We start from the raw sequence: 21,654 nt of genomic DNA on the forward strand, positions 1-21,654 counted from the left end.
TTCAGGTGGTGAGTCCTGGGTGGCAAAAATGATTCCGCATTCTCGGATGACTGGGTTCAATCACTTCCGGAAAGCAGGTGTTATTTAAAATGGCAATGTCATAAATTTGATCAACATTACCTTGGAAACTAATCTGACCAACCACCTCGTTATTTTCGAGATTAATCAGCCAAATGCCGGAGCACGTTTCCCCTTCTTTTTCGTCAATAAGGGCAGGTGCAGATACATCGCTGTTACGACGACGCGATAAACCAACAAACATTAAACTGCCATAAATATCGATACCGCGAGTAAAGCCGGGTAATTCAGCAATGACTTCCGTTTCGCCAGTATCAGGGTGATAGCAATTCACCTGACCAACACCTGAATGACAGAAATAGACTTTACCGTTATGCCAACGTGGCGAGTGCGGCATGGACAAACCACTGACAACAATTTCATTGCGTTTAACATCAATTAACGTGCCTGTACGTTTATCGCTGTCACGCCACTGTTTGGCATTCTCAAATTGAGAAAAGGTCGTCACATAAGCAGGCTCGCCATCACGCAGAGTCATGCCATTTAAATGGCAGCGATCTTCCGGAGTCAGCTTGTCAATAAAAGGCGGCTTCCACTGAGGGACAAAACTATATGCAGGGTCGACCGTGGACAAACAAGAAAAACTGGAATTAACCACCCACAATCCAGCATTTCCCCATTCAATATCGTGAATGTTAATCATGCCGGTGTAATGTGAGGATCGAGTGATAAAACACGCATCCACACGTGCATCTACAGGCTGTAACTTACGTTGATATTCTTCGTCTTTAGCACGAATCTCAATGTCTTCCTGGTTTGCCTCATCATCGTTAAACACACGAGGGGCAGTGACATCTTTATGAATATCCGGAAGAGGATGTTTAATTTGAGTCAGTAATCTATCTTCACGCTGAAAATGAATAATCTGAGTAAATGTACCAAGAATCAGCCCCTGATCCGTCACCGTCAGGCCCATCGGGCGTGGAAATTCTTTAAAATTAATTTCGAGCGATTCGCCATCAGTACGCACCAGCATCAAGCGTCCAGCCTGATACGACGTGAACGCCAAAGATATATTCAGATGTTTAAAAACTGCCGGTAAATTATCCGAATAAGTATAAGAAAAATCGGCGAGTTCAACGTTATCAGTCATGGCTTACAAATCCCGCAAGTGAATAGGGGTAGAAGAAGGAATGACTTGAGACCCAAACTGGGCAATTTGTAACTGCGAAACGAGCTGATCGAGTGTAAGCGAGGGGGTAGCAGAAAGAAGTAACGCGAAATAACCTGAAGCAACAGCAGCCGACAATGACGTTCCTGAGAAATGCCCATACCCTCCCCCTGCCTTAATAGCTGGGCTGGGCTTTCCATAAATGTAGGCATCCACGGAGCTTCCATAATTACTGAACCTCGTCCTTTTTCCATGTTCATCCGCTGCACCAACGACAACGGCGTCCAGCAGTGACGCCTCACTCGCGTCAGCTGTTAATTCCAACCCTGCATTGCCGGCTGAAAATACCACAGCAATACCTTTTCCAGCGCGGCCATTTTGCGCCAAGTCAGAAACGATATCAGCTAGTGGGTCTAATAGCCATTGAGAAGCCCAACTGGCGTTAATGATGTCAGCGTTTGACAGTTTAGCTAGGTAGAAACTGAGTAAAGTACGACTCGTCCATGTATCGGAGTTCCGTATTGCAATGAGTCCAGCCTCAGGGGCGATACCATCAATTCCTCGCTCATCGTGGGCTGCGAAAATAGTACCAACCACCTTAGTACCATGAATGTCGAGCTCGCTCTTTGGGCTAACATCCTGAACCTTTTGTTCGGCGTCGTAAGAAAACACAACATCGGTGAAACGTAACTCTTCATGGCTTAGCGCAAAGCCGTCATCAATCACTGCGACTTTCACCCCACGCCCCTTGGTTGTTTGCCAAAGGGTGGGAATATCTAATTGCGAAAAATAGGGGGCGGGATTTAGCGCCAGCTGTTGATCTTCAGTATTTGTACGACCAGTGTCAGTACGGATAGTCAGCTGTAATATATCCGGCTGCACCAAAGAAATATTAGAAGTGCTACTCAACACCTTCATCACGGCTGAAAGCTGATCACGGGTATTTAAAGTCACCAAGTAATAATTCGACTCAGGCATTAAATACAGCTCATTCACGGCAGCGATACGCGAATCGAGTGCCTGCAAAGAGAGCTTCGTCAATCCTGATGCACGGACAATAAGACGATTACTCAACGACACCTGCAGTGCTTTGCCTGAGACGCTATAAACATCACTCGTCTGATTAACACCATTAGACTCGTTAGCAATGGGCGTTAAACAGTAGGTTTTATTAAAATTTCGAAAAGGAATCTCGCAGGCAAAAGCAGTGCTCACCCACAGTAAACATAAAACTCCAAACAGCTTTCTAAAAAAAACAGACATCCAAGCTCGAACCATAAATTATTTTCATAAAAAGGTGGCCATCCATGGCCAAGCTGCACTAACCGCGGCTAGGGTACAAACCCACTAACGCGATGCAATAGTTCATGCCAATCATCGGCTGGCGATTTTCGTGTGACTGACCGCCCCCTGTCTCAGACAAGGCCTCGGGTGCCATGGTGGTATTCACAGTCCCGGTATTATCTAAATACAGGATATTGTCATTAACAGGCTTATCAATGCCCATCATTTTATCTGGGCCAGGCGTTGCAGAGTTGCTGATTGATTGCGAACCATAAACGATATGTTTGTGGGCCGGAATCTGAGCCTCAGTTAAGGTAACGGATTCGACGCCGGTTTTCTCGCCTAAACGACGCGCCGTCAGACCCGGCCCCCGACCTGGGTGCATAGCGGCTCGCCCTGCTAAGTTGGGCAATCCAAAAGTAGTTCGGCCATCACCGCCGTACGTGGTGCCTAAAATAGAAAACAACGCCGTATTTTGTGAGACAGGCAACAACTGTCCATCGCACTTCGCCCAGCCACTAGGGGCAAAATTACAGCCCATTATTCTAATTTCTCCGATAAATGGTTCTGACATAATTCTGACTCCTTAATGACGTGACGGATAAATACCGAACAGCGCAATGATGTAATTGATACAAAGCGCAGGCATGAGATTAGTATGGCTTCGAGAACCACCCGCAGTAGCGACAACATCACTACTTAATCCCACAACGTTCGATAGTGTTGATGTATAAGATTCATCGCCGTCGGTATGGCTACCTAATACATCATTGGCAGGATTAGAAGATGAAACTTCAGCCGTAGACGCCATGAAACCATGACTATGCGGAGGGATTTCATTCACAGTTAAGGTTACATTTTCTTCACCGTAGCGAGCGCCAAGGCGACGCAAAGAAAGACCTGGGCCTTGCCCCTGATGCACCGGAAGACGACCAAGCATATCGGGCAATCCAAACGTGGTACGACCATCACCACCATAAACAGTGCCCAACAAAGAAAACAATGCATCATTCTGGCTAACCGCCATCAACTGACCATCACAAAATGCCCAGCCACGCGGAGCGAAATTTCCAGCGAACATACGAATTTCGCCAACAAATGGTTCTGACATAATAGACTCCTTAGTTAGATAAATTTTGCGTTGCTTCAGCTACGCGAAGGGAAAAGCCCTTGCAGAGCAATACAAAAATTAACAGCAATAGATGGCTGATTATTATCATGAGCCATCCCACTACCCGCCGTAGAAACAGACGCCGGAGCCAAGGCAACCAAAGATGATGGCGCTACATACATATTTGTTGGCACATTTTGGGTTTTATCAACAGCCGTCGCGAGCATAGAGCCAGTAAACTGCTTAGTCGTAGCGTTTGCGGTGGTTGCCTTTACCGCGTGCGAGTGAGCCGGCATTTCAGCGGCTGTTAACGTGACATATTCAATACCTTGCTTTGCGCCTTGTAATAACTGCTCATCGTCACCAGCGGGGGTGCGGCTACGCATATCCGGCAACGCAAATGATGTGCGACCATCACCGCCATAAGTAGTGCCTAGCAACGAATACAAAGATTGGTTTTGATTGATTGGCAGAATCTGCCCATCACACTGTGCCCAACCGCGCGGCGCCCAACCAAATCCAAACATACGGATTTCGCTTAAAAAGGGTTCAGCCATATCTATCTCCTTTTGTTTACTTTAGGTGTGGGGTTCCCCACAATTTGCCCTAGATGCCTGACACTATCCTTTTTAGAGAAAAGACAATGACCGACAAAAATTGCTGGACAAACCGAGTTAAATTACGTCGGTTTACCGAGCAAGACCTCACCTTCATGGAACAACTGTATGCCGCTGGCCGGGTTACTGAATTAGCAATGACACCCTTTTCCGACGAGCAAAAATCTTTATTTATAAAACAGCAATTCACCGCTCAGCTTACGCATTACACGACCCACTATAATTCTGAAAAATTTGAAATTATTGAAGTCGATGGACAAATGGCTGGGCGTTTGTTTATCGATATTTGGGACAACGAAATACGAATAGTCGATATTGCCTTGGCGCCGCACATTCAAAACCAAGGGCTTGGAGGCTATTTGTTGAATAAGGTCATAGAACAAGGGAGAACGTTGAAAAAACCCGTAACGATTCACGTAGAGCAAAATAATCCAGCAAAACGATTGTATGAAAGACTGGGCTTTAAAGAAAAAAGTCGTACGAACGAGGTCTATATTTTGATGGAGCGTACCTGCTGTTAATATTTTCATTCGCGTCCCTGCGTTTTAACTCACCGTTTTCGGCTGATAACGGTTTGATATTCAGTCGGACCGTGAGCAGTAATAAATATTTCTTCCTGCCCAAACGAATCATGAACTGCGCGGTAAGATCCTTGCGGAATCCGGAAGCTTTCATCGCCATTAAATAGCACCGCAAAACCTTCCCAGTCATCACCGTCGATAGGCGATTTTTCAACGCTAACCACACTCAGCTGAACAGAGTTTTCAGCGCTATCAAATACAGCCACCTTGCTACCCAGCAAAGCGCTCATACTGTCGAAATTCAATCTACTCATATCACTCTCTCAGCAACTGCACACTATCAGACGGATATGACCATGAAGAGTCAACCGTCCTTCATGGTCGATTGACCACTGAGCTGGATATCAGCCACAGAAGCTGGCCATTCTACGCCACTCAAATTCCAATTTCGTATTCAGTGAGGTCGGCTCGAGCCACCCGCATATATCATTTCCCACTAAAAATACCTTAGTGCCGTCGCAAATAAACTCTTGGCCGCACTACCCGAGATACGTACACTGAATACTTAACAACGCCGAGCGTTGGCATCTAACCAGCCGCCTTCCTTACGAATGCAGCCGCATGATGTCTTCGCCGTGGTACTCATTAGCAGTACCACCAGGGTTCCGCCGGAAACGGTTGAGCCTCCCACATTTGGAAAGGTGTAACATGACTCTGCAAGACTCGCACGGACGGCGCTTTAGCTATTTGCGTCTGTCGGTTACTGACGTCTGTAATTTTCGTTGCAATTACTGTCTGCCAGACGGTTATGAGTGCAGCGACGATACGGCGTCGCTAACGGTTGAAGAAATCACTCACTTGGCCCGCGCCTTTGCGGCTCAAGGAACCCGTAAAATCCGCATTACTGGCGGAGAACCTAGCCTGCGTCGCGATTTACCTCAAATCATTCAGGCCGTAGCAAATACCCCCGGCATTGAGCAAGTGGCCATCACCACCAATGGTTATAAGCTCACCAAGCACCTTCCTGCGTGGCACGCAGCCGGACTGACCCAGCTTAACGTCAGTATCGACAGCTTAGATCCGCGCCAATTTAAGGCGATTACAGGACATGATCGCTTACAAGAATTATTGGATGGCATCGCGCTAGCGCAAACGTTGGGGTTTAAAAACATTAAGGTCAACGCTGTATTATTACGCGACTACAATCTTGCCGAATTCGATCATTTCCTAGATTGGATAAAAACAACACCCATCACCCTGCGCTTTATTGAATTAATGCAAACAGGCGACAACCAAGATTACTTCGCCGCCAATCACGTATCGGGCGAGAGTATTAAGCAACGCTTAGAAGCAAACGGCTGGCAGCCTGTTCTACGTCGTGCTCACGCCGGCCCAGCACAAGAGTTTTGCCATCCGGAATACGAAGGCCGTATTGGTTTAATCATGCCGTACAGCAAGGATTTTTGCTCCACTTGTAATCGTTTACGTATTTCGTCGCTGGGTAAATTACATCTATGTTTATTTGGCGAGCATGGCTACGATCTACGACCATTAATGACAGTCGATAAAGAGGCCGAACTGGAACTGGCTTTACAAGAACTTCTACAAAAAAAGACGGCCACCCACTTTTTACACGATGGCGAAACCGGCGCAATCCAACACTTTGCCATGATTGGGGGCTAGCATGAGTGTCATTGGTGTTGTACTGGCAGGCGGTAAATCAAGCCGCATGGGGCAAGATAAAGCACTATTGCGCCTACCAAACGGCAAGACCTTGTTAGAACACAGTATCGAACTATTAAACGGTCTAGGGTTGGCTGATGTTGTTATTAGCCGTGCAACTCGCCCCGACAAGATCGCGCAAGATATTAGCTGCATCGCCGACCAAACATTTAATCTCGGTCCGCTAAGTGGTATAGCCGCGGTTATCAATGCTCGACCTGAAGCTAATGCATTACTGATTATTCCTGTAGATCTGCCCTTTTTAACCGACGAGCTTCTAGCAGAATTATTAGAACGCGGACAAAACCTGCAGTGTGCCAGCTATTTCTGCAAACATTATTTACCGTGTTATTTACCTATTAATAATACGACCACTTCGTATATCGCGCAGCAACTTGAAAACCCTGATGCTCGACGGTCAGTGTTTGGTCTATTAAAAAATGCTAACGCACTAGCGCTGCCCGTCGATAGTAACTTCTTAGCAAACGCCAATACACCCGAAGAATGGCAGCGCGTATTCCGCCACTATTCATCACACAGTTTTAAAGGAATTTAATATGGCTAAAACCTATAACGACGAATTTATACCATTAAAGATTTCTGTTTTAACAGTATCTGACAGCCGTACTGAAGAAACAGATACCAGTGGTCAATATTTAGTGGAAGCCATTACCGCTAGCGGACATCACATTAGTGATAAAAAAATTGTGATCGATGACGTATATAAGATGCGCGCACAATTGAGCCACTGGATTGCAGATGATCGAACTCAAGTTATTATTATTACGGGGGGAACGGGTTTCACCGAGCGAGATTCCACGCCAGAAGCCGTAATTCCATTATTTGATAAAACCGTTGACGGATTTGGTGAATTATTCCGCCAATTATCTTATGACGACATTGGTACTTCTACCATTCAGAGTCGAGCAGTTGCAGGACTAGCAAATGACACTTTAATTTTCTGCATTCCCGGATCGACTAGTGCATGCCGAATGGGTTGGGAAAAAATTATTAGGAGTCAAATTGATAGCCGACATAATCCTTGCAATTTCGCACTTCGATTAAAAAATGTGCGTAAGAATTGTTTAACCCGCGGATAATCACTTATGACTGAGTTCTCTCATATTGATAGTCGTGGCGAAGCCTGTATGGTCGACGTCAGCGAAAAAACACCAACCGTGCGCATGGCGCAGGCCGAAGGCTTTATTAGCATGCAGCCCACTACATTAGAAAAAATTGTTAGTGGTAATCATCATAAAGGTGACGTGTTTGGTGTGGCACGCATTGCAGGCATTCAAGCAGCGAAACAATGTGCCAATTTAATTCCATTGTGCCATCCGTTAATGTTGTCGAAAGTCGCAGTTGATTTTGAAATCCAACAAGATAAAAACCGTGTACGCATCGTTAGTATGTGTAAATTAACGGGCCAAACTGGCGTCGAGATGGAAGCATTAACCGCTGTTTCGATTGCTGCATTAACATTATTTGATATGTGCAAAGCAGTAGATCCAGCCATGCAAATTGATGGCATCCGCGTATTAGAAAAGGTTGGTGGTAAATCTGGGCACTGGCATGTGAGCGGAGCTTCACAATGAAGGTAATGTTGTTTGCACGTCTGCGTGACGAGATTGGCCAAACATTTATTGATATTGAGCTACCTGAACCGTCGAATCTGGCAACGCTAAAATCTATAATTTCTGAGAATTACTCGTTACTGGCCGATGAAATACAGGCCGGTCGAGTATTAACCGCTATTAATCAGGTGTTATGCCATGATGATCAATCAGTGATTACCAGTTCAGATGAAGTTGCTCTTTTTCCTCCTATGACTGGCGGCTAAAATGGATTCCATCACGGTACAAACTAACGACTTCAATATCGCTGATGAATATCAGGCGCTATGTGGACAAAACACTGAAGCGGGTGCGATTGTATTTTTTAGTGGACTCGTACGTGACCGTAATGAAGGTAGCGATGTCACCGGTTTATTTCTCGAACACTATCCTGGCATGACCGAACGCTCGCTAGAAGACATCGTTAAACAAGCACGTCTGCGTTGGCCTATTTTGCAAGTGCGATTAATACATCGAATCGGCCAACTCGATATTAACGATCAAATCGTATTTGTTGGTGTTAGTAGCGCTCACCGTGAAGCTGCATTCGATGCCTGCCGATTTATTATGGATTTTTTGAAAACTGAGGCGCCATTTTGGAAGAAAGAAACCCGCACCGATGGCCATCACTGGATTGAATCGCAAACAAAAGATCAAGAAGCGAAAACTCGCTGGAATAAATAAACGCAACAAGCAATCCAAATAAAAAACGCCGATAAAATCGGCGTTTTTTATTTATAGCTCACATTAGCTCATGTCTAATCTTGCAAACGTAAGTTGTTCGAAGAACCATCAAAACGATCCGCATTGGTTTCATTGCCAAGCTTGATCATTAAACGTAAATCGTTTGGTGAATCCGCGTGAGCAATTGCATCTTCGTAAGTGATTTCGCTTTGCTCGTACAAGGAATAAAGAGCTTGATCGTAAGTCTGCATACCGAGTTCGTTTGAACGCGCCATCAGAGCCTTCAATTCGTGTACATCGCCTTTTCGAATCAAGTCAGACACCAAAGGGGTGTTCAGCAACACTTCCACCACGGCACGACGGCCACGACCATCAGGGGTAGGAATTAATTGCTGAGCAACAATGGCACGCAAGTTAAGCGATAAATCCATCCAAATTTGCGAATGACGTTCTTGTGGAAAGAAGTGAATAACACGATCCAGTGCTTGGTTAGCGTTATTACCGTGTAAGGTCGCCAAACACAAGTGACCGGTTTCTGCGAAGGTAATCGCATGTTCCATTGTTTCTGCTGAACGCACCTCACCAATCATAATGACGTCGGGCGCCTGACGCAGACAATTTTTTAAGGCAACCGCAAAGGTTTCCGTATCCAAACCCACTTCGCGCTGGGTAACGATACAATTGTCATGCTGATGAATAAATTCAATCGGATCTTCGATACTTAAGATGTGGCCTTTGCTATTACGGTTACGATGACCAATCATCGCGGCTAGCGAAGTTGATTTACCGGCCCCCGTTGCCCCCACAAATAGAATCAAACCACGCTTCGACATTGATAAGTCTTTAATAATGTCGGGTAAGCCTAATTGATCAACGCTAGGAATACGGGTTTCGATTCGACGTAACACCATGCCTGCTGTGTTGCGCTGAAAAAACGCACTCGCACGAAAACGCCCAATACCTGAGGCGTTAACGGCGAAATTCAATTCTTTCTTTTCTTCGAACTCATGTTGTTGACGTTCGTTCATCATACCAACAACAATTTCGCGGGTTTGTTCAGCACTCAATACCGTCTTATTTAAAGGCACCAGTTTACCGTGCACTTTCATCGAAGGAGGCACACCTGCGGTAATAAACAGGTCTGAGGCACTCTTTTCGACCATAAGCCGTAAAAATTTTTCCATTGACACGCTGATCTACTCCTAGAAATTTTCTGGCATTTTGGCTTTTTCTCGTGCGGTCTCACGAGATATTAATCCTTTACCGACCATGTTTTGCAAGCACTGATCCATAGTCTGCATACCGTAACTCGCGCCAGTCTGTATCGACGAGTACATTTGCGCCACTTTGTCTTCACGAATCAAATTTCGAATCGCTGGTGTACCAATCATGATTTCATGAGCCGCAATTCGACCACCGCCGTTTTTCTTTAACAAACCCTGAGACACAACGCCTTGTAGCGACTCGGATAACATTGAGCGCACCATTGATTTTTCTTCTGCCGGAAACACGTCGACAATACGGTCAATGGTTTTCGCGGCCGAGCTGGTATGCAAAGTACCAAATACCACGTGACCGGTTTCTGCCGCGGTTAAGGCCAAACGAATAGTTTCTAAGTCGCGCATCTCACCCACGAGAATCACATCCGGGTCTTCACGTAACGCCGAGCGTAACGCTTCATTAAAACCTAGAGTATCGCGATGCACTTCACGCTGGTTGATCAGGCTTTTTTTGGATTCGTGTACGAATTCAATCGGGTCTTCAACCGTTAGAATATGGTTGTATTTGGTTTCATTGATGTAATCCACCATAGCCGCTAACGTCGTCGACTTACCTGAACCGGTAGGCCCAGTCACCAGCACAATGCCGCGCGAAATATTGGCCATGTCTTTAAAGACTTGCCCCATACCGAGCTGATCCATCGTCAAAACCTTGGATGGAATCGTACGAAACACTGCACCGGCACCGCGATTGTGATTAAAGGCATTCACACGGAAACGGGCAACGCCTGACACTTCAAACGAAAAGTCAGTTTCTAAGAACTCTTCAAAATCCTTACGCTGCTTATCGTTCATAATATCGTAAACCAGCGCGTGTACTTCTTTGTGACCCAACGGCGGCAAATTAATTCGACGCACATCGCCGTCTACACGAATCATCGGCGGTAAATCAGCTGAAAGATGTAAATCGGATGCGCCTTGCTTCGCGCTGAATGCCAATAGTTCGGTAATATCCATAGCCACTCCTATGTAAAAAGATGCTTATCTGGTGCAACGCTAACTTTGATGACTCTAGCCTACGCTGACCGTTTCGCTGATGTCTGGTGTATCATGATCAAGACTAGCATTCGTTGACCAGGTTCACTGAATCCACACATCCTAAACAAAGCCTTTGTAATGTCTACTATTGAAACTCAATACCAGCAGGTTGTTAATCGAATACACGGCGCATGTGACGCCAGCGGACGAAAGCGCGGTGATGTTCGCCTGTTAGCCGTTAGCAAAACCAAGCCTGCAGAAATGGTTGAGGCCTGCTATCACATGGGGCAACGCAGCTTCGGCGAGAACTACCTCCAAGATGCCTTAGACAAAATAACCGCTCTCAGCCACTTGTCTGATATCGAGTGGCACTTCATTGGCCCACTGCAATCGAATAAAACACGCCCTGTTGCTAATCACTTCCAGTGGTTAGAAACCTTAGATCGCGAAAAAATAGCCGTGCGGCTCAATGAGCAGCGGCCCGAGGGTCTGCCGCCACTGAATGTTCTCATTCAGGTCAACATCAGCGACGAACCACAAAAAGCCGGTATCGCAACAAACGACGTTGCTACCTTCGCGCAACAGCTACAATCGTTGCCTAAGCTTAAGGTGCGTGGTCTCATGTGCATCCCTGAAGATACTCCTAATGAAGAACACTTGCGCCATCAGTTTGAACGCATGCAACAACTTCTTCTGGAACTTCAGCAAATCGTTCCAGAAGCTGACACCTTGTCGATGGGAATGTCAGGAGACCTAGAATTAGCCATCGCCTGTGGCTCAACCCAAGTTCGTATTGGCACTGATATTTTTGGCGCACGTAACTAACAACACCCGCTACTCTAGAAAATAACGGCCTGTCTTATCAGCCGAATAGATACAAGGAACAAAAATGACTCAAATTGCATTCATTGGCGGCGGCAACATGGCTACCAGCATCATTGGTGGTTTAATTCGTCAAGGTAACATCAGTGCAGACTTAATCCATGTCAGCGATCCGGGTGCCGAGCAACGAGAAAAATTGACTGCGACTTTTGCTGTTAACACACACGCGGATAATCAAGAGGCCATTGCCAATGCTGGCGTTGTGATATTGGCCGTTAAACCGCAAATGATGAAAGACGTTCTGCTGCCGCTAAAAGCGACCTTGTCGGCACGTCAGCCACTGATCATATCTATTGCTGCTGGCATCAATCTGCCGTCACTACAAGCATGGAGTGGCTGTAAATCCGTTGTGCGTTCAATGCCAAATACACCGGCGTTAACTGGCACTGGCGCGACCGGCTTATTCGCCAGTAGTGAAGTTACCTTGGATCAACGCAACCAAGCCGATGCACTACTGCAAGCAACAGGTATTACCGTGTGGGTGAAAACAGAGGCCGAGATCGACGCAGTGACAGCCCTATCCGGTAGCGGCCCGGCGTATTACTTCCTACTCATGGAAGCGATGATCGCCGCAGGACGAGAACTGGGTTTAAGCGAAGAAACCGCGACGAAGCTGACATTGCAAACGGCTTTGGGAGCCGGACAGATGGCGATGAATGCCGATGTTGACCCTGCAGAACTGCGCCGTCGCGTGACATCACCCGGTGGCACGACGGAACGAGCCATTGCCACCTTCGAAGGCGCGCACCTGCGTGACATCGTAAGTGCTGCGATGAAATCCGCCTGCAGCCGTGCCGCGGAACTCAGCGAACAACTTGGGGACTGAATAAGGCAAGATAGGCACTGGTAAAATATCGCCAGTGCCCATATGTTAAGAACATCGCCAGTTTAATGGCATAAATTAAGAGTTGATGGAGTTTTCATGTCCACCTTGTCTCAAGTAGGTATGCTTTTAGCCAACACAATAGGCAGCATGGTTCTGCTGATTGTTGTGTTACGTTTTTTATTACAGCTGGTACGCGCAGACTTTTATAACCCGTTATCACAGTTCATCGTGCGCTTCACCAATCCAGCACTGATTCCACTACGTAAAGTTATTCCGGGTTTTGGCGGCTTAGATGTAGCCTCAATCGTACTGGCATTAATTACTCAGTACCTTCTGCTAGCCATACTCGTTGTTATCGCGACGGGCTCTATTAACATACCGTGGGTCTCCATGATTCCTTGGGCTCCAGTGGCGCTATTCTCGCTTATTCTAAAGATCTATTTTTGGGGACTATTGATCACGGTTATTGCTTCTTGGATTGCGCCTAACTCCTACAACCCAGCGCTAATACTGATCAATCAAATACTAGAACCGGCCATCCGACCTATCCGTAAAATGCTGCCCGACATGGGAGGATTAGATTTATCACCGATTGTTGTTTTCCTCAGCATTCAAGTAATTGAAATCGCCGTACTAGGCCCACTAGTTCAAGCAGTTGGCATGCCTGCAGGCCTCATGTTGTAAAACATGAGCCTATTCTACCAATGGCAGGCGGAAGATCTGGTCCTCACCTGCCATCTCCAACCGAAAGCCAGCAAAGATGAGTTTGCTGGCGAACACGGCGAAGCAATCAAAATCCGCATCAAAGCAGCCCCCATTGAAGGCAAAGCCAACGCCGCCCTGATTGCGTTCTTAGCCAAGCAGTTTGGTGTCAGTAAGCGCGATATTGAAGTGATTAGCGGTGAACTGAATCGGCATAAGCGGGTGCGAGTATCGCAGCCGAAGAAGATACCGGAAGCGTTGGCGGCTGTTTTGTTAATGAATGAGAACCCTCTTTAATCCTGCTACACTGCGCTGCTAAAATTTGAACCCCCTAGTTACGGATATCCACCCTCGATGCCGGATGTTATTCCTCATGATTCCGTCGGTCTGGTCAGCCCGAGAACACAGCATTTCGATGAGCCTCTGACATTACGCAGTGGCCGTGTGTTGCCGCAATATGATCTTGTCTACGAAACCTACGGTGAACTGAACGCCGATTGCTCTAACGCCATTTTGATTTGCCATGCGTTAAGTGGTGATCATCATGCGGCTGGTTATCACAGCATGGATGACAAGAAGCCGGGGTGGTGGGATTCGTGTATTGGTCCTGGCAAACCCATTGATACGCGTCGCTTCTATGTTGTTGCGTTGAATAATCTAGGTGGTTGCGCAGGTTCCACTGGACCAACCAGCATCAACCCAGAAACTGGGGAAGTTTACGGCCCAGATTTTCCAATCGTCGCTGTGCGTGACTGGGTACAAAGCCAAGCACGTTTAGCCGATGTGTTAGGCATTAAGCAATGGGCAGCGGTGGTTGGTGGTTCGCTTGGTGGTATGCAAGTATTGCGCTGGTCGATCCAATACCCCGAGCGCGTAAAACATGCAGTGGTTATTGCCTCAGCACCTAAACTCTCTGCACAGAATATCGCTTTCAACGAAGTCGCACGTCAAGCCATTGCCAAAGATCCAGACTTCCATGATGGCTGGTATCACAAGCACGGTACCATCCCTAAGTCCGGCTTAATGCAGGCGCGTATGTTAGGTCACCTGACCTACCTATCGGACGATGCTATGCGCGAAAAATTTGGCCGCGAACTACGCGAAGGGAAATTGAACTTCAGCTTCGCACCTGAGTTCGAAGTCGAAAGTTATTTGCATTATCAAGGTGAAAAATTCAGTACTCGTTTTGACGCCAACACTTATATGCTGATGACCAAAGCGCTGGATTATTTTGATCCTGCACGCGATTACGACAATGATCTAGTAAAGTGTCTAAGTCAGTCTAAATGCGATTTTCTCGTAGTCTCGTTTACTACCGATTGGCGCTTTGCGCCTGAGCGCTCGTTAGAAATTGTTAATGCATTAACCCATGCTGATAAAAACGTCAGCTATGCCTGTATTGAATCCACCAATGGCCACGATGCTTTCTTGCTGCCCATTCCACGCTATCTCAATTTATTCCATGCCTACATGGAACGCGTTGCAACCAGCTGCAATTTGCCGGAGGTAGCGCATGAATAAATTACGTGAAGACCTCGCCATTATTCAGCAATGGGTGAAACCAAATAGCCAAGTGCTCGATTTAGGCTGCGGTGAAGGTACCTTATTGCGCTACCTACAAGACAGTAAAAATGTCCGCGGCTATGGCTTAGAAATTGATGACGATAAAATTACCGCCTGCATTCGCAACGGCGTTAATGTTATTGAACAAAATCTCGATAATGGCCTTAGTAATTTTCGCGACAACAGCATTGATACCGTCATCATGACCCAAGCACTGCAAGCCGTGCAGCGTCCTGATCTACTGTTAGACGAGATGTTGCGAATTGGTAAAGAAGCCATCGTCACCTTTCCTAACTTTGGCTACTGGCGCACGCGTTTTTATCTTATGCTTAAAGGCCGCATGCCCATGTCGGAGACCTTGCCGTATAACTGGTACGATACGCCGAACATTCATATGTGCACCTTCCGCGATTTTGAAGTGTTATGTCGCGGCAAAGGCATTCGGATTTTAAATAAAACCGTAGTCGACGATCAGCATAAAGAACACTGGCGCATGCAAGTATGGCCAGCCATGCTGGGCGAAATTGCGGTTTACCACATCACAAGGAGATAGGCTGATGAAATTATTATTCGTACGTCAATTTGCTCAAATCGTTGCCGTTGCTCTCGTTTTATTGAGCGCCCATGCACAAGCGGCTGATACTGGTGAACAGAAAAAAGTTTTTGGTGAATACGAAGTTCACTATATTGGTTTAAATTCGAGCTTTTTACCCGAAGATGCAGCTGCGGCCTATAATATCCCGCGCTCTCGTTCGTTAGGTTATTTAAGCATTTCTATTCTTAAAGACGAAGGTGGCGAATTAGCAGTGCCTGTTTCGGCAAAATTAACCGGGACCATCCGTAATTTAATTGGTCAGGTGCGTGAACTGGAATTTCGTGAAATTAAAGAGACTAATGCCGTGTATTACATCTCAACGTTTCGCTTCGATGATAAAGATATGTACACCATTGATCTAAAAGCGACTCCGGAAGGCCAACCCCGCACTTTCGATGTCACTTTCAGTCAGCAGTTTTATCAAGAATAGTATTATAGAAATTCGATAGATTGAGCAAATAGAGAATATGACCACCAAAATCGTATTGGCGAGCGGCAATGCAGGAAAGCTGCGTGAGTTTTCAGCGATGTTTGCGCAGCACTTCGCCGATGCCAATGTTGAATTGATTCCGCAGACAACCTTAGGTGTCGATGACGCCGAAGAAACCGGCTTGAGCTTTGTTGAGAACGCTATTCTGAAAGCCCGCCACGCCTGCGCAATTACTGGTTTACCAGCCTTAGCAGATGATTCGGGTTTAGAAGTTGATGCCTTACAGGGCGCACCGGGTATATACAGTGCGCGCTATTCTGGCCAAGGCGACAGCGCGAATAATGAAAAATTGTTAACGGCATTAGTGGGTATTCCAGAAGCACAACGCACGGCCCGTTTTCAGTGCGTGCTCGTCTACATGCGCCATGCCGAAGACCCGACACCACAAGTATTTCAAGGCTGCTGGGAAGGCCGAATTGTTAACCAAGCGGCCGGGTCTGAAGGCTTTGGTTATGACCCCGTGTTCTATGTGCCGAGTGAAGGCTGTACCGCCGCGAGCCTAAGCAAAGAGCAAAAAAATCAGCTATCCCATCGCGGCCAAGCGATTAAAGAAGTATTGCAACGCTGGCGTCCATAACAATGCCAGTTATTTATATCGCAGCCCAATAGTCGGCTGCACTCCCCTTTATAACAGCGACACAATAGGCACATTTCCTTGGATATTTTAGAACAACTCGAAAGCAAAGTTTTAGACGCTATTTATGCATTAGAAACACTGCGCAGCGAACGTGACAACTTAACAAAAGAACTAGAAGAAGGCTGCGAAGAACTCGCTCAACTGCGCATGAAGCTAGCCGATGCAGATACCCAGCTTTTTGAAGCAGCAGAGCGTTTAGAACATCGCGATACTGCACTGACGGCATTGCAGCAACAACTAGAATCAGCGAAAAAAGACAACGTGCGCCTAGCTCACGAAAAAAGCGAACAGGACGCGAAAATAGCAGCGTTACTAGAAGCCATCGAGCAGTCGGTAACGGCCTGAAAGTCTGATGACACTGCCACCTCTAAGCCTCTACATTCATGTTCCTTGGTGTATACGCAAATGCCCTTATTGTGATTTTAACTCACACAAAGCAGACGCTAACCTACCTGAAGCTGAATACATTGACGCCCTCCTTTCCGATTTAGATCGCGATCTTATTTGGGTACAAGGGCGTGACATTCAGAGCATATTTTTTGGCGGTGGCACGCCCAGCTTATTATCAGCAACAGCCTACGAACGCTTGTTCGTTGGTCTGCAGCAGCGTTTAACCTTTGCTGCCGACATTGAAATCACCCTAGAAGCAAACCCAGGGACGTTTGAGGCTGAAAAGTTTTCCGCTTATCGCAAGCTCGGCATTAATCGCTTATCCATTGGTATTCAAAGTTTCCACCCTGAGCATCTACAAGCCTTAGGGCGAGTGCATGATCGCGACCAAGCTTTACGCGCAATCGAGTTGGCCAAGCTGGCAGGTTTCGATAATTTCAATTTAGATTTAATGCATGGCTTACCCAATCAAACGATTGATCAAGCGCTCGCAGATCTTAATCAAGCCTTGAGCTTTAATCCCAACCACTTGTCTTGGTATCAACTGACCATTGAACCCAATACCGAATTTTATAAGCGCCCACCAACACTGCCGGAAGACGACACCCTTTGGGATATTCAAGAAGCTGGTTTAACTTTGTTGCAGCAAAATGGTTACGAGCACTATGAAATATCTGCCTTTAGTAAACCGGGCAAACAAGCGCGCCATAACGTGAATTACTGGCAATTTGGCGACTACTTAGGAATAGGTGCGGGTGCTCATGGAAAAATTACCCTAGCCAACAGCGGTGAAATTTTCCGTACGCAAAAAACACGCTTACCGAAAGATTACTTAAACCCAGATACCTTACGCGCCACTGCGGTTGAGCCCATTATTGATCAAGATATTGGCTTAGAGTGTTTAATGAACGCACTACGGTTAAAAGAAGGTATTTCGATTAAAGATTTTGAAGAGCGCACCGGGTTATTGCTGTCTGCCGTTGCGGAGCCAATCAAACGTGCTCAAAAGCTGGGTTTATTGCATATAGACAATCGAATTTACGCCAGCGATAAAGGCCAACAGTACCTCAATAATTTGTTATCCTTATTTTTAACCGAGGAAGAATAACGATCTACTGACCGTTACGCTACTTGGTTCAACTGCGAAACCTCCCGCAAATAATTCAATCCACCGTTTTTTCCCATTTCATATCCGGCGGTTAATCTATCAAGTTTCATCGTTAACCGGCTGACATTGAACTCGGGCGGCGGTGCTACAACCCGCACGATACAATCATCCGGCGGGTTCTCAATAAAATCTAAGCTAGCGTTGTAATCATCGCCACGGAATAACATGGCATTTAATAGTTGCGAATTGCTAGAGTTGTGACCAATTAGTCGTTCCATCATCCACTGCGACGACGCCGGCTTTTTGCGATACCCACGTTGGCGCGACAATACCACGGTAATATCTCTTGCTCCCATATTGTAGGCTTGGCGTACTGGAATTGAATCCGCGACACCGCCATCAACATAATATTCGCCATTAACGAGCGGCTGATCTCGATAAGCAAACGGGATTGCACACGTGGCCACCATTAAGTCGTGAACATTTTCGGCGGTTACTCGCATGTAATGCGCACTACCGGTTTCTACGTGAGTAATAGCGGCATACATAGGAATAGCATCGTTAAACTGCTCAGACGCTAGTGGTAACTGTTCGTTAGCGTAATTCCACAACCAATGGATATCAGTGAGATGCCCGCCGCGAAAAAAACGTACTGGACTATAAAATTCACGCTGACGTGCATATTCCAAAATCGCACGTTTACTGCGCTCAGGCTGTTGGCTGATATACCCAGCTAAATTAGTCGCGCCGGCTGAAACGCCAATTGCAAAGTCGAAGTCTTGGTAGCCAGCAAGCATTAAAGTATCAAGCACACCGCTGGCAAAAATGCCGCGCATTGCGCCGCCTTCGACGACGAGTGCGGAACGAGGAGACGTCATAGCGGACCTCCATGGGAAAGTAGAACATTACACAGAGTAGTTCTGCAGGGTAAACCTAAGATTCGGTTTACGATATTTGATAAATTTTATCGAGGTGATAGTTTTTATACAGCGTAAAACTGTCACCAGCAAGACAAAGAGGCCAATAACAAGTACCAACTACTCTCGCGTAACGACTAACTGCTTAAATAGCGGTAAATCTTGCAAGCTCTCAAAACTAGCATCCAAACCTGCCTGCTCACGTAGCGTCTCCGACTGCACAATTGCGCTCTCTAAATCTCGCAGTGCTTCGTCTACATAGCCACTCTCAGCATGTGCACAGGCGCGCTGATAGAGTGCATGACTGTTATCTGGATCAATCGATAAGGCTCGATTCGCTAAGCTTGTCGCCCATTGCGTCTGCCCCATACCTAATGCCGCATCCGCCTTGTAGGTTAATGCCTCAAGGTCATCAGGACGCACTTCTAGAATCTGATCATAGATAGCAATCTTGCTTTGTGGGCTCGCTTCTTGTGAGGCTTTTAACCACAAGGAATGGACTTCATTGGTCAATTCAATCTCTTCTTGAGTCGCTGCAATGTGACGTGATTTATGATGCAGCTCGCGCTCTAACTTATCCAAACGCGCTTCGTACGAATCGGTGATACGTTTTATTTCTTCATTAGCAAGTGTTCCCACACGATCTTTAATTTCGCGCAAGGAATTCCACCCGACCAAGACGAGCAAGGTCGACGCGCCCGCAATTAAATAAAAGAAATAAGTCACCGTATCGGTAGCATAGGCCAGCGCTTTATCTGCAACACCCAGCTCACGGTCAACCACTTTTTCAGTCAACTCAAGATGGGTATCGGCGATCATTTGCCGTAAATTTTTCACTTCATCTAGTAAATAGCGCTCAGTGAAAGCGCTATATAAAGGTGCTTGTAGTGAATTAATGGTGTCTTCTGCTTTGGCAACGCTTTGCTCATGTGTTATTGCTTCAGCTTGACCATTTACCGGCTCAGCATGAGCACGAGTCGGTAAAAGAACCAAGGCAGAAACAAACAACAGCATCGAAAGCATTAAATGCAGAGCAACTTTTATTACGCTGTTTGTTCTGCTACCCATGTATCACAATGCTCCACTAGTTGGGAATGCAAGGCTTTCACAGCCGTGCCATAGTCTTGATCAGCAACCAAAAACATCATATCAACCTGACGCATTGCTTGGTGTACCGAGAGGATATTGACGTTCGCATCTGACAGTGCCGAAGAAGCTGACTTTAATAAACCGGGCACTTTCATATCGCTACCAATCGCGCTAACGAGCGCCAGTTTTTCTACGCGAATATCTGCACCGGCGTATGCTTGCTGCAAGCGATCCATCAACCAATTAATTCGTCGCTTATTACCTTTTAGATAAAAAGTTACGGTATTGGCATTAAAGTCTTTGGTTAACACACGGACGCCAGATTCTAAAACGAGATCATTCATTTTCTGGCCGTAGCTAGAGTCTCCGACCATATCTTGATCAAAAATCTCTAAACCCCAGACATTACGTGCGCCCGCAATAATTTCGACTTTCGGCTTTTTACTACTGTAGTCATTACGAATTTCGGTACCGTTATGCTCAGGTTCAAAGGTATTTTTCACACGTAAAATAATATTTCTTTTACGCAAACCTGCTGCCGCTCGAGGGTGAATAGCTTCCATACCCAGATTCGCTAACTGATCGGCCACGTCGTAATTTGTTAAACCAATCGGCTGCACATTGTTAGCACCAACGAGCATAGGGTCGGCAGTACTCAAGTGATATTCTTTATGAATCACCGCTTCGCGCGCGCCAGTAACCGTCGCAATTTTACTGAAGGTCATTTCGCTATAGCCGCGGTCATAGGTACTCATTAAGCCTTCACGGCACTGTGTATAACCAGTAACAATTGGCATTTCAGTCGCTAAATCAACATCAGAAAATGCATAGGTAATATGCTCATCAAATGATTTTTGTGTATCTGAACGCCAATTGGTTAAATCGATAAAACGAGCATTCACATCATGCAATCGCAACAGCTGCACTGAGTTATAAGCACTGTGTGCTTCACCCATTGCACTAAGCATCTCGCGCACACGATGAAGGTGATCATCCAAATGGAAGTGGCCAAACGAACAAACGACCTCAAGGTTTTCGAGGCAGTCTTTTACGTCGGCCATGCGCCCCTGAATAAATTGATCTGCACGTTTACGCACTAGCTCGTGCTCAGAAAACATATCTGAGTTGATATCCAACATCATCTGCATGACTTCGTTTAGCTTGCCTTGCCAAGGGCGATTTTCATCCATTTCGGCAAATAGGGCGTACACCCCAGGCTCCCCAGTTTTTTTATGTTCAAGCAAAGCGTTGGTTAAACCTGAGTAAGCCGAAACCACAAAAATTCGTTGGTAATAAGACGCGGCATCTTGACTAAACGGTACTTGTTTACGCAGCCAGATATTATTTAAAACATCGTTATAGCTACTCATCGACGTGCCGCCAATTTTCTCCACGCTGTGGATATTATTGGCGACGCGATTCGTATTTTTTTCCATAATGGTCATCATTCTATTTC

The 21,654-nt window shown here is 46.3% G+C and carries 28 protein-coding genes and 1 riboswitch; of the genes, 17 read left to right on the top strand and 11 right to left on the bottom strand.

The window, feature by feature from the left end; genetic code table 11:
• Position 1: 1 nt before the first annotated feature.
• Genes TOL_RS16960 through TOL_RS16980 form a run of 5 tightly spaced genes read right to left on the bottom strand, consistent with a single transcriptional unit; the run spans position 2 to position 4,141 of the window.
• Positions 2-1,171: a TIGR03032 family protein gene (locus TOL_RS16960; RefSeq protein WP_015488597.1), complete on the bottom strand. Its 1,170-nt coding sequence runs from the start codon at positions 1,169-1,171 to the stop codon at positions 2-4.
• Positions 1,172-1,174: 3 nt separating this feature from the next.
• Positions 1,175-2,452 (bottom strand): S8 family peptidase, encoded by a 1,278-nt coding sequence (locus TOL_RS18565; protein WP_051052435.1) that lies wholly within the window; start codon positions 2,450-2,452, stop codon positions 1,175-1,177.
• Positions 2,453-2,510: 58 nt separating this feature from the next.
• The gene (locus TOL_RS16970) at positions 2,511-3,047 is read right to left on the bottom strand and encodes a phage tail protein (RefSeq protein ID WP_015488599.1); all 537 of its coding nucleotides are present in this window, start codon (positions 3,045-3,047) and stop codon (positions 2,511-2,513) included.
• A gap of 12 nt (positions 3,048-3,059) precedes the next feature.
• Positions 3,060-3,584 carry a phage tail protein gene (locus TOL_RS16975; RefSeq protein WP_015488600.1) on the bottom strand — a complete coding sequence of 175 codons (525 nt, stop codon included), beginning with the start codon at positions 3,582-3,584 and terminating at the stop codon, positions 3,060-3,062.
• A gap of 35 nt (positions 3,585-3,619) precedes the next feature.
• The gene (locus TOL_RS16980) at positions 3,620-4,141 is read right to left on the bottom strand and encodes a phage tail protein (protein WP_015488601.1); all 522 of its coding nucleotides are present in this window, start codon (positions 4,139-4,141) and stop codon (positions 3,620-3,622) included.
• Positions 4,142-4,227: 86 nt separating this feature from the next.
• Between TOL_RS16980 and TOL_RS16985 the strand changes: the two genes are divergently transcribed.
• On the top strand, positions 4,228-4,722 hold the full coding sequence (locus TOL_RS16985; protein ID WP_015488602.1) for a GNAT family N-acetyltransferase: 495 nt from the start codon (positions 4,228-4,230) through the stop codon (positions 4,720-4,722).
• Positions 4,723-4,751: 29 nt separating this feature from the next.
• Here TOL_RS16985 and TOL_RS16990 read toward each other — a convergent pair whose 3' ends face one another.
• On the bottom strand, positions 4,752-5,036 hold the full coding sequence (locus TOL_RS16990) for a DUF6916 family protein (RefSeq protein ID WP_025266500.1): 285 nt from the start codon (positions 5,034-5,036) through the stop codon (positions 4,752-4,754).
• Positions 5,037-5,282: 246 nt separating this feature from the next.
• Positions 5,283-5,442, top strand: a riboswitch (molybdenum cofactor riboswitch).
• On the opposite strand from TOL_RS16990, the gene moaA reads away from it, so the two are divergent.
• The 6 genes from moaA to moaE all read left to right on the top strand — a co-directional run bounded on the left by moaA (position 5,431) and on the right by moaE (position 8,741).
• Positions 5,431-6,405, top strand: a complete 975-nt coding sequence (gene moaA / locus TOL_RS16995) for a GTP 3',8-cyclase MoaA (RefSeq protein ID WP_015488604.1) — start codon at positions 5,431-5,433, stop codon at positions 6,403-6,405. (Overlaps the previous riboswitch by 12 nt.)
• Before the next feature lies 1 nt (position 6,406).
• The gene (gene mobA / locus TOL_RS17000) at positions 6,407-7,000 is read left to right on the top strand and encodes a molybdenum cofactor guanylyltransferase (RefSeq protein ID WP_015488605.1); all 594 of its coding nucleotides are present in this window, start codon (positions 6,407-6,409) and stop codon (positions 6,998-7,000) included.
• Position 7,001: 1 nt separating this feature from the next.
• The gene (gene moaB, locus TOL_RS17005; RefSeq protein ID WP_015488606.1) at positions 7,002-7,544 is read left to right on the top strand and encodes a molybdenum cofactor biosynthesis protein B; all 543 of its coding nucleotides are present in this window, start codon (positions 7,002-7,004) and stop codon (positions 7,542-7,544) included.
• A 6-nt stretch (positions 7,545-7,550) separates the two neighbouring features.
• On the top strand, positions 7,551-8,039 hold the full coding sequence (gene moaC / locus TOL_RS17010; protein ID WP_015488607.1) for a cyclic pyranopterin monophosphate synthase MoaC: 489 nt from the start codon (positions 7,551-7,553) through the stop codon (positions 8,037-8,039).
• Positions 8,036-8,284 (top strand): MoaD/ThiS family protein, encoded by a 249-nt coding sequence (locus TOL_RS17015; protein WP_015488608.1) that lies wholly within the window; start codon positions 8,036-8,038, stop codon positions 8,282-8,284. The genes moaC and TOL_RS17015 overlap by 4 nt, the downstream gene beginning before the upstream one ends.
• 1 nt (position 8,285) lies before the next feature.
• On the top strand, positions 8,286-8,741 hold the full coding sequence (moaE, locus tag TOL_RS17020) for a molybdopterin synthase catalytic subunit MoaE (protein ID WP_015488609.1): 456 nt from the start codon (positions 8,286-8,288) through the stop codon (positions 8,739-8,741).
• 74 nt (positions 8,742-8,815) lie between these two features.
• On the opposite strand, the gene TOL_RS17025 is transcribed toward moaE, so the two are convergent.
• Both TOL_RS17025 and TOL_RS17030 read right to left on the bottom strand, forming a co-directional pair.
• On the bottom strand, positions 8,816-9,925 hold the full coding sequence (locus TOL_RS17025) for a PilT/PilU family type 4a pilus ATPase (RefSeq protein WP_041588548.1): 1,110 nt from the start codon (positions 9,923-9,925) through the stop codon (positions 8,816-8,818).
• 18 nt (positions 9,926-9,943) lie between these two features.
• The gene (locus TOL_RS17030; RefSeq protein WP_015488611.1) at positions 9,944-10,978 is read right to left on the bottom strand and encodes a type IV pilus twitching motility protein PilT; all 1,035 of its coding nucleotides are present in this window, start codon (positions 10,976-10,978) and stop codon (positions 9,944-9,946) included.
• 159 nt (positions 10,979-11,137) lie between these two features.
• Between TOL_RS17030 and TOL_RS17035 the strand changes: the two genes are divergently transcribed.
• From TOL_RS17035 to hemW, 10 genes are all read left to right on the top strand, one after another.
• On the top strand, positions 11,138-11,824 hold the full coding sequence (locus TOL_RS17035) for a YggS family pyridoxal phosphate-dependent enzyme (RefSeq protein ID WP_015488612.1): 687 nt from the start codon (positions 11,138-11,140) through the stop codon (positions 11,822-11,824).
• Positions 11,825-11,888: 64 nt separating this feature from the next.
• Positions 11,889-12,707 carry a pyrroline-5-carboxylate reductase gene (gene proC / locus TOL_RS17040; RefSeq protein ID WP_015488613.1) on the top strand — a complete coding sequence of 273 codons (819 nt, stop codon included), beginning with the start codon at positions 11,889-11,891 and terminating at the stop codon, positions 12,705-12,707.
• A gap of 96 nt (positions 12,708-12,803) precedes the next feature.
• A complete protein-coding gene (locus TOL_RS17045) occupies positions 12,804-13,391 on the top strand; it encodes a YggT family protein (RefSeq protein WP_015488614.1) in 588 nt (195 codons plus the stop codon).
• Between the two features lie 3 nt (positions 13,392-13,394).
• Positions 13,395-13,706, top strand: a complete 312-nt coding sequence (locus tag TOL_RS17050) for a DUF167 family protein (RefSeq protein ID WP_015488615.1) — start codon at positions 13,395-13,397, stop codon at positions 13,704-13,706.
• A 57-nt stretch (positions 13,707-13,763) separates the two neighbouring features.
• The gene (metX, locus tag TOL_RS17055; protein WP_015488616.1) at positions 13,764-14,930 is read left to right on the top strand and encodes a homoserine O-succinyltransferase MetX; all 1,167 of its coding nucleotides are present in this window, start codon (positions 13,764-13,766) and stop codon (positions 14,928-14,930) included.
• Complete coding sequence (metW, locus tag TOL_RS17060) at positions 14,923-15,525, top strand: methionine biosynthesis protein MetW (protein WP_015488617.1); 603 nt, start codon at positions 14,923-14,925, stop codon at positions 15,523-15,525. Before metX ends, metW begins: the two co-directional genes overlap by 8 nt.
• Positions 15,526-15,529: 4 nt before the next feature.
• A complete protein-coding gene (locus TOL_RS17065) occupies positions 15,530-15,997 on the top strand; it encodes a DUF4426 domain-containing protein (protein ID WP_015488618.1) in 468 nt (155 codons plus the stop codon).
• 37 nt (positions 15,998-16,034) lie between these two features.
• Positions 16,035-16,634 carry an RdgB/HAM1 family non-canonical purine NTP pyrophosphatase gene (gene rdgB / locus TOL_RS17070; RefSeq protein WP_015488619.1) on the top strand — a complete coding sequence of 200 codons (600 nt, stop codon included), beginning with the start codon at positions 16,035-16,037 and terminating at the stop codon, positions 16,632-16,634.
• 78 nt (positions 16,635-16,712) lie between these two features.
• Complete coding sequence (locus TOL_RS17075) at positions 16,713-17,039, top strand: hypothetical protein (RefSeq protein WP_015488620.1); 327 nt, start codon at positions 16,713-16,715, stop codon at positions 17,037-17,039.
• 7 nt (positions 17,040-17,046) lie between these two features.
• Complete coding sequence (gene hemW / locus TOL_RS17080; protein WP_015488621.1) at positions 17,047-18,192, top strand: radical SAM family heme chaperone HemW; 1,146 nt, start codon at positions 17,047-17,049, stop codon at positions 18,190-18,192.
• 14 nt (positions 18,193-18,206) lie between these two features.
• Here hemW and TOL_RS17085 read toward each other — a convergent pair whose 3' ends face one another.
• The 3 genes from TOL_RS17085 to TOL_RS17095 all read right to left on the bottom strand — a co-directional run bounded on the left by TOL_RS17085 (position 18,207) and on the right by TOL_RS17095 (position 21,646).
• Positions 18,207-19,070, bottom strand: coding sequence for a patatin-like phospholipase family protein (locus tag TOL_RS17085; protein ID WP_015488622.1), 864 nt, complete (start codon positions 19,068-19,070; stop codon positions 18,207-18,209).
• A gap of 159 nt (positions 19,071-19,229) precedes the next feature.
• Positions 19,230-20,177, bottom strand: coding sequence for a TPR end-of-group domain-containing protein (locus tag TOL_RS17090; protein ID WP_015488623.1), 948 nt, complete (start codon positions 20,175-20,177; stop codon positions 19,230-19,232).
• Positions 20,153-21,646 (bottom strand): aspartate kinase, encoded by a 1,494-nt coding sequence (locus TOL_RS17095; protein WP_015488624.1) that lies wholly within the window; start codon positions 21,644-21,646, stop codon positions 20,153-20,155. Before TOL_RS17095 ends, TOL_RS17090 begins: the two co-directional genes overlap by 25 nt.
• Positions 21,647-21,654 lie beyond the last annotated feature (8 nt).

The organism is Thalassolituus oleivorans MIL-1 (genome assembly GCF_000355675.1).
Taxonomy (GTDB): domain Bacteria; phylum Pseudomonadota; class Gammaproteobacteria; order Pseudomonadales; family Oceanobacteraceae; genus Thalassolituus; species Thalassolituus oleivorans.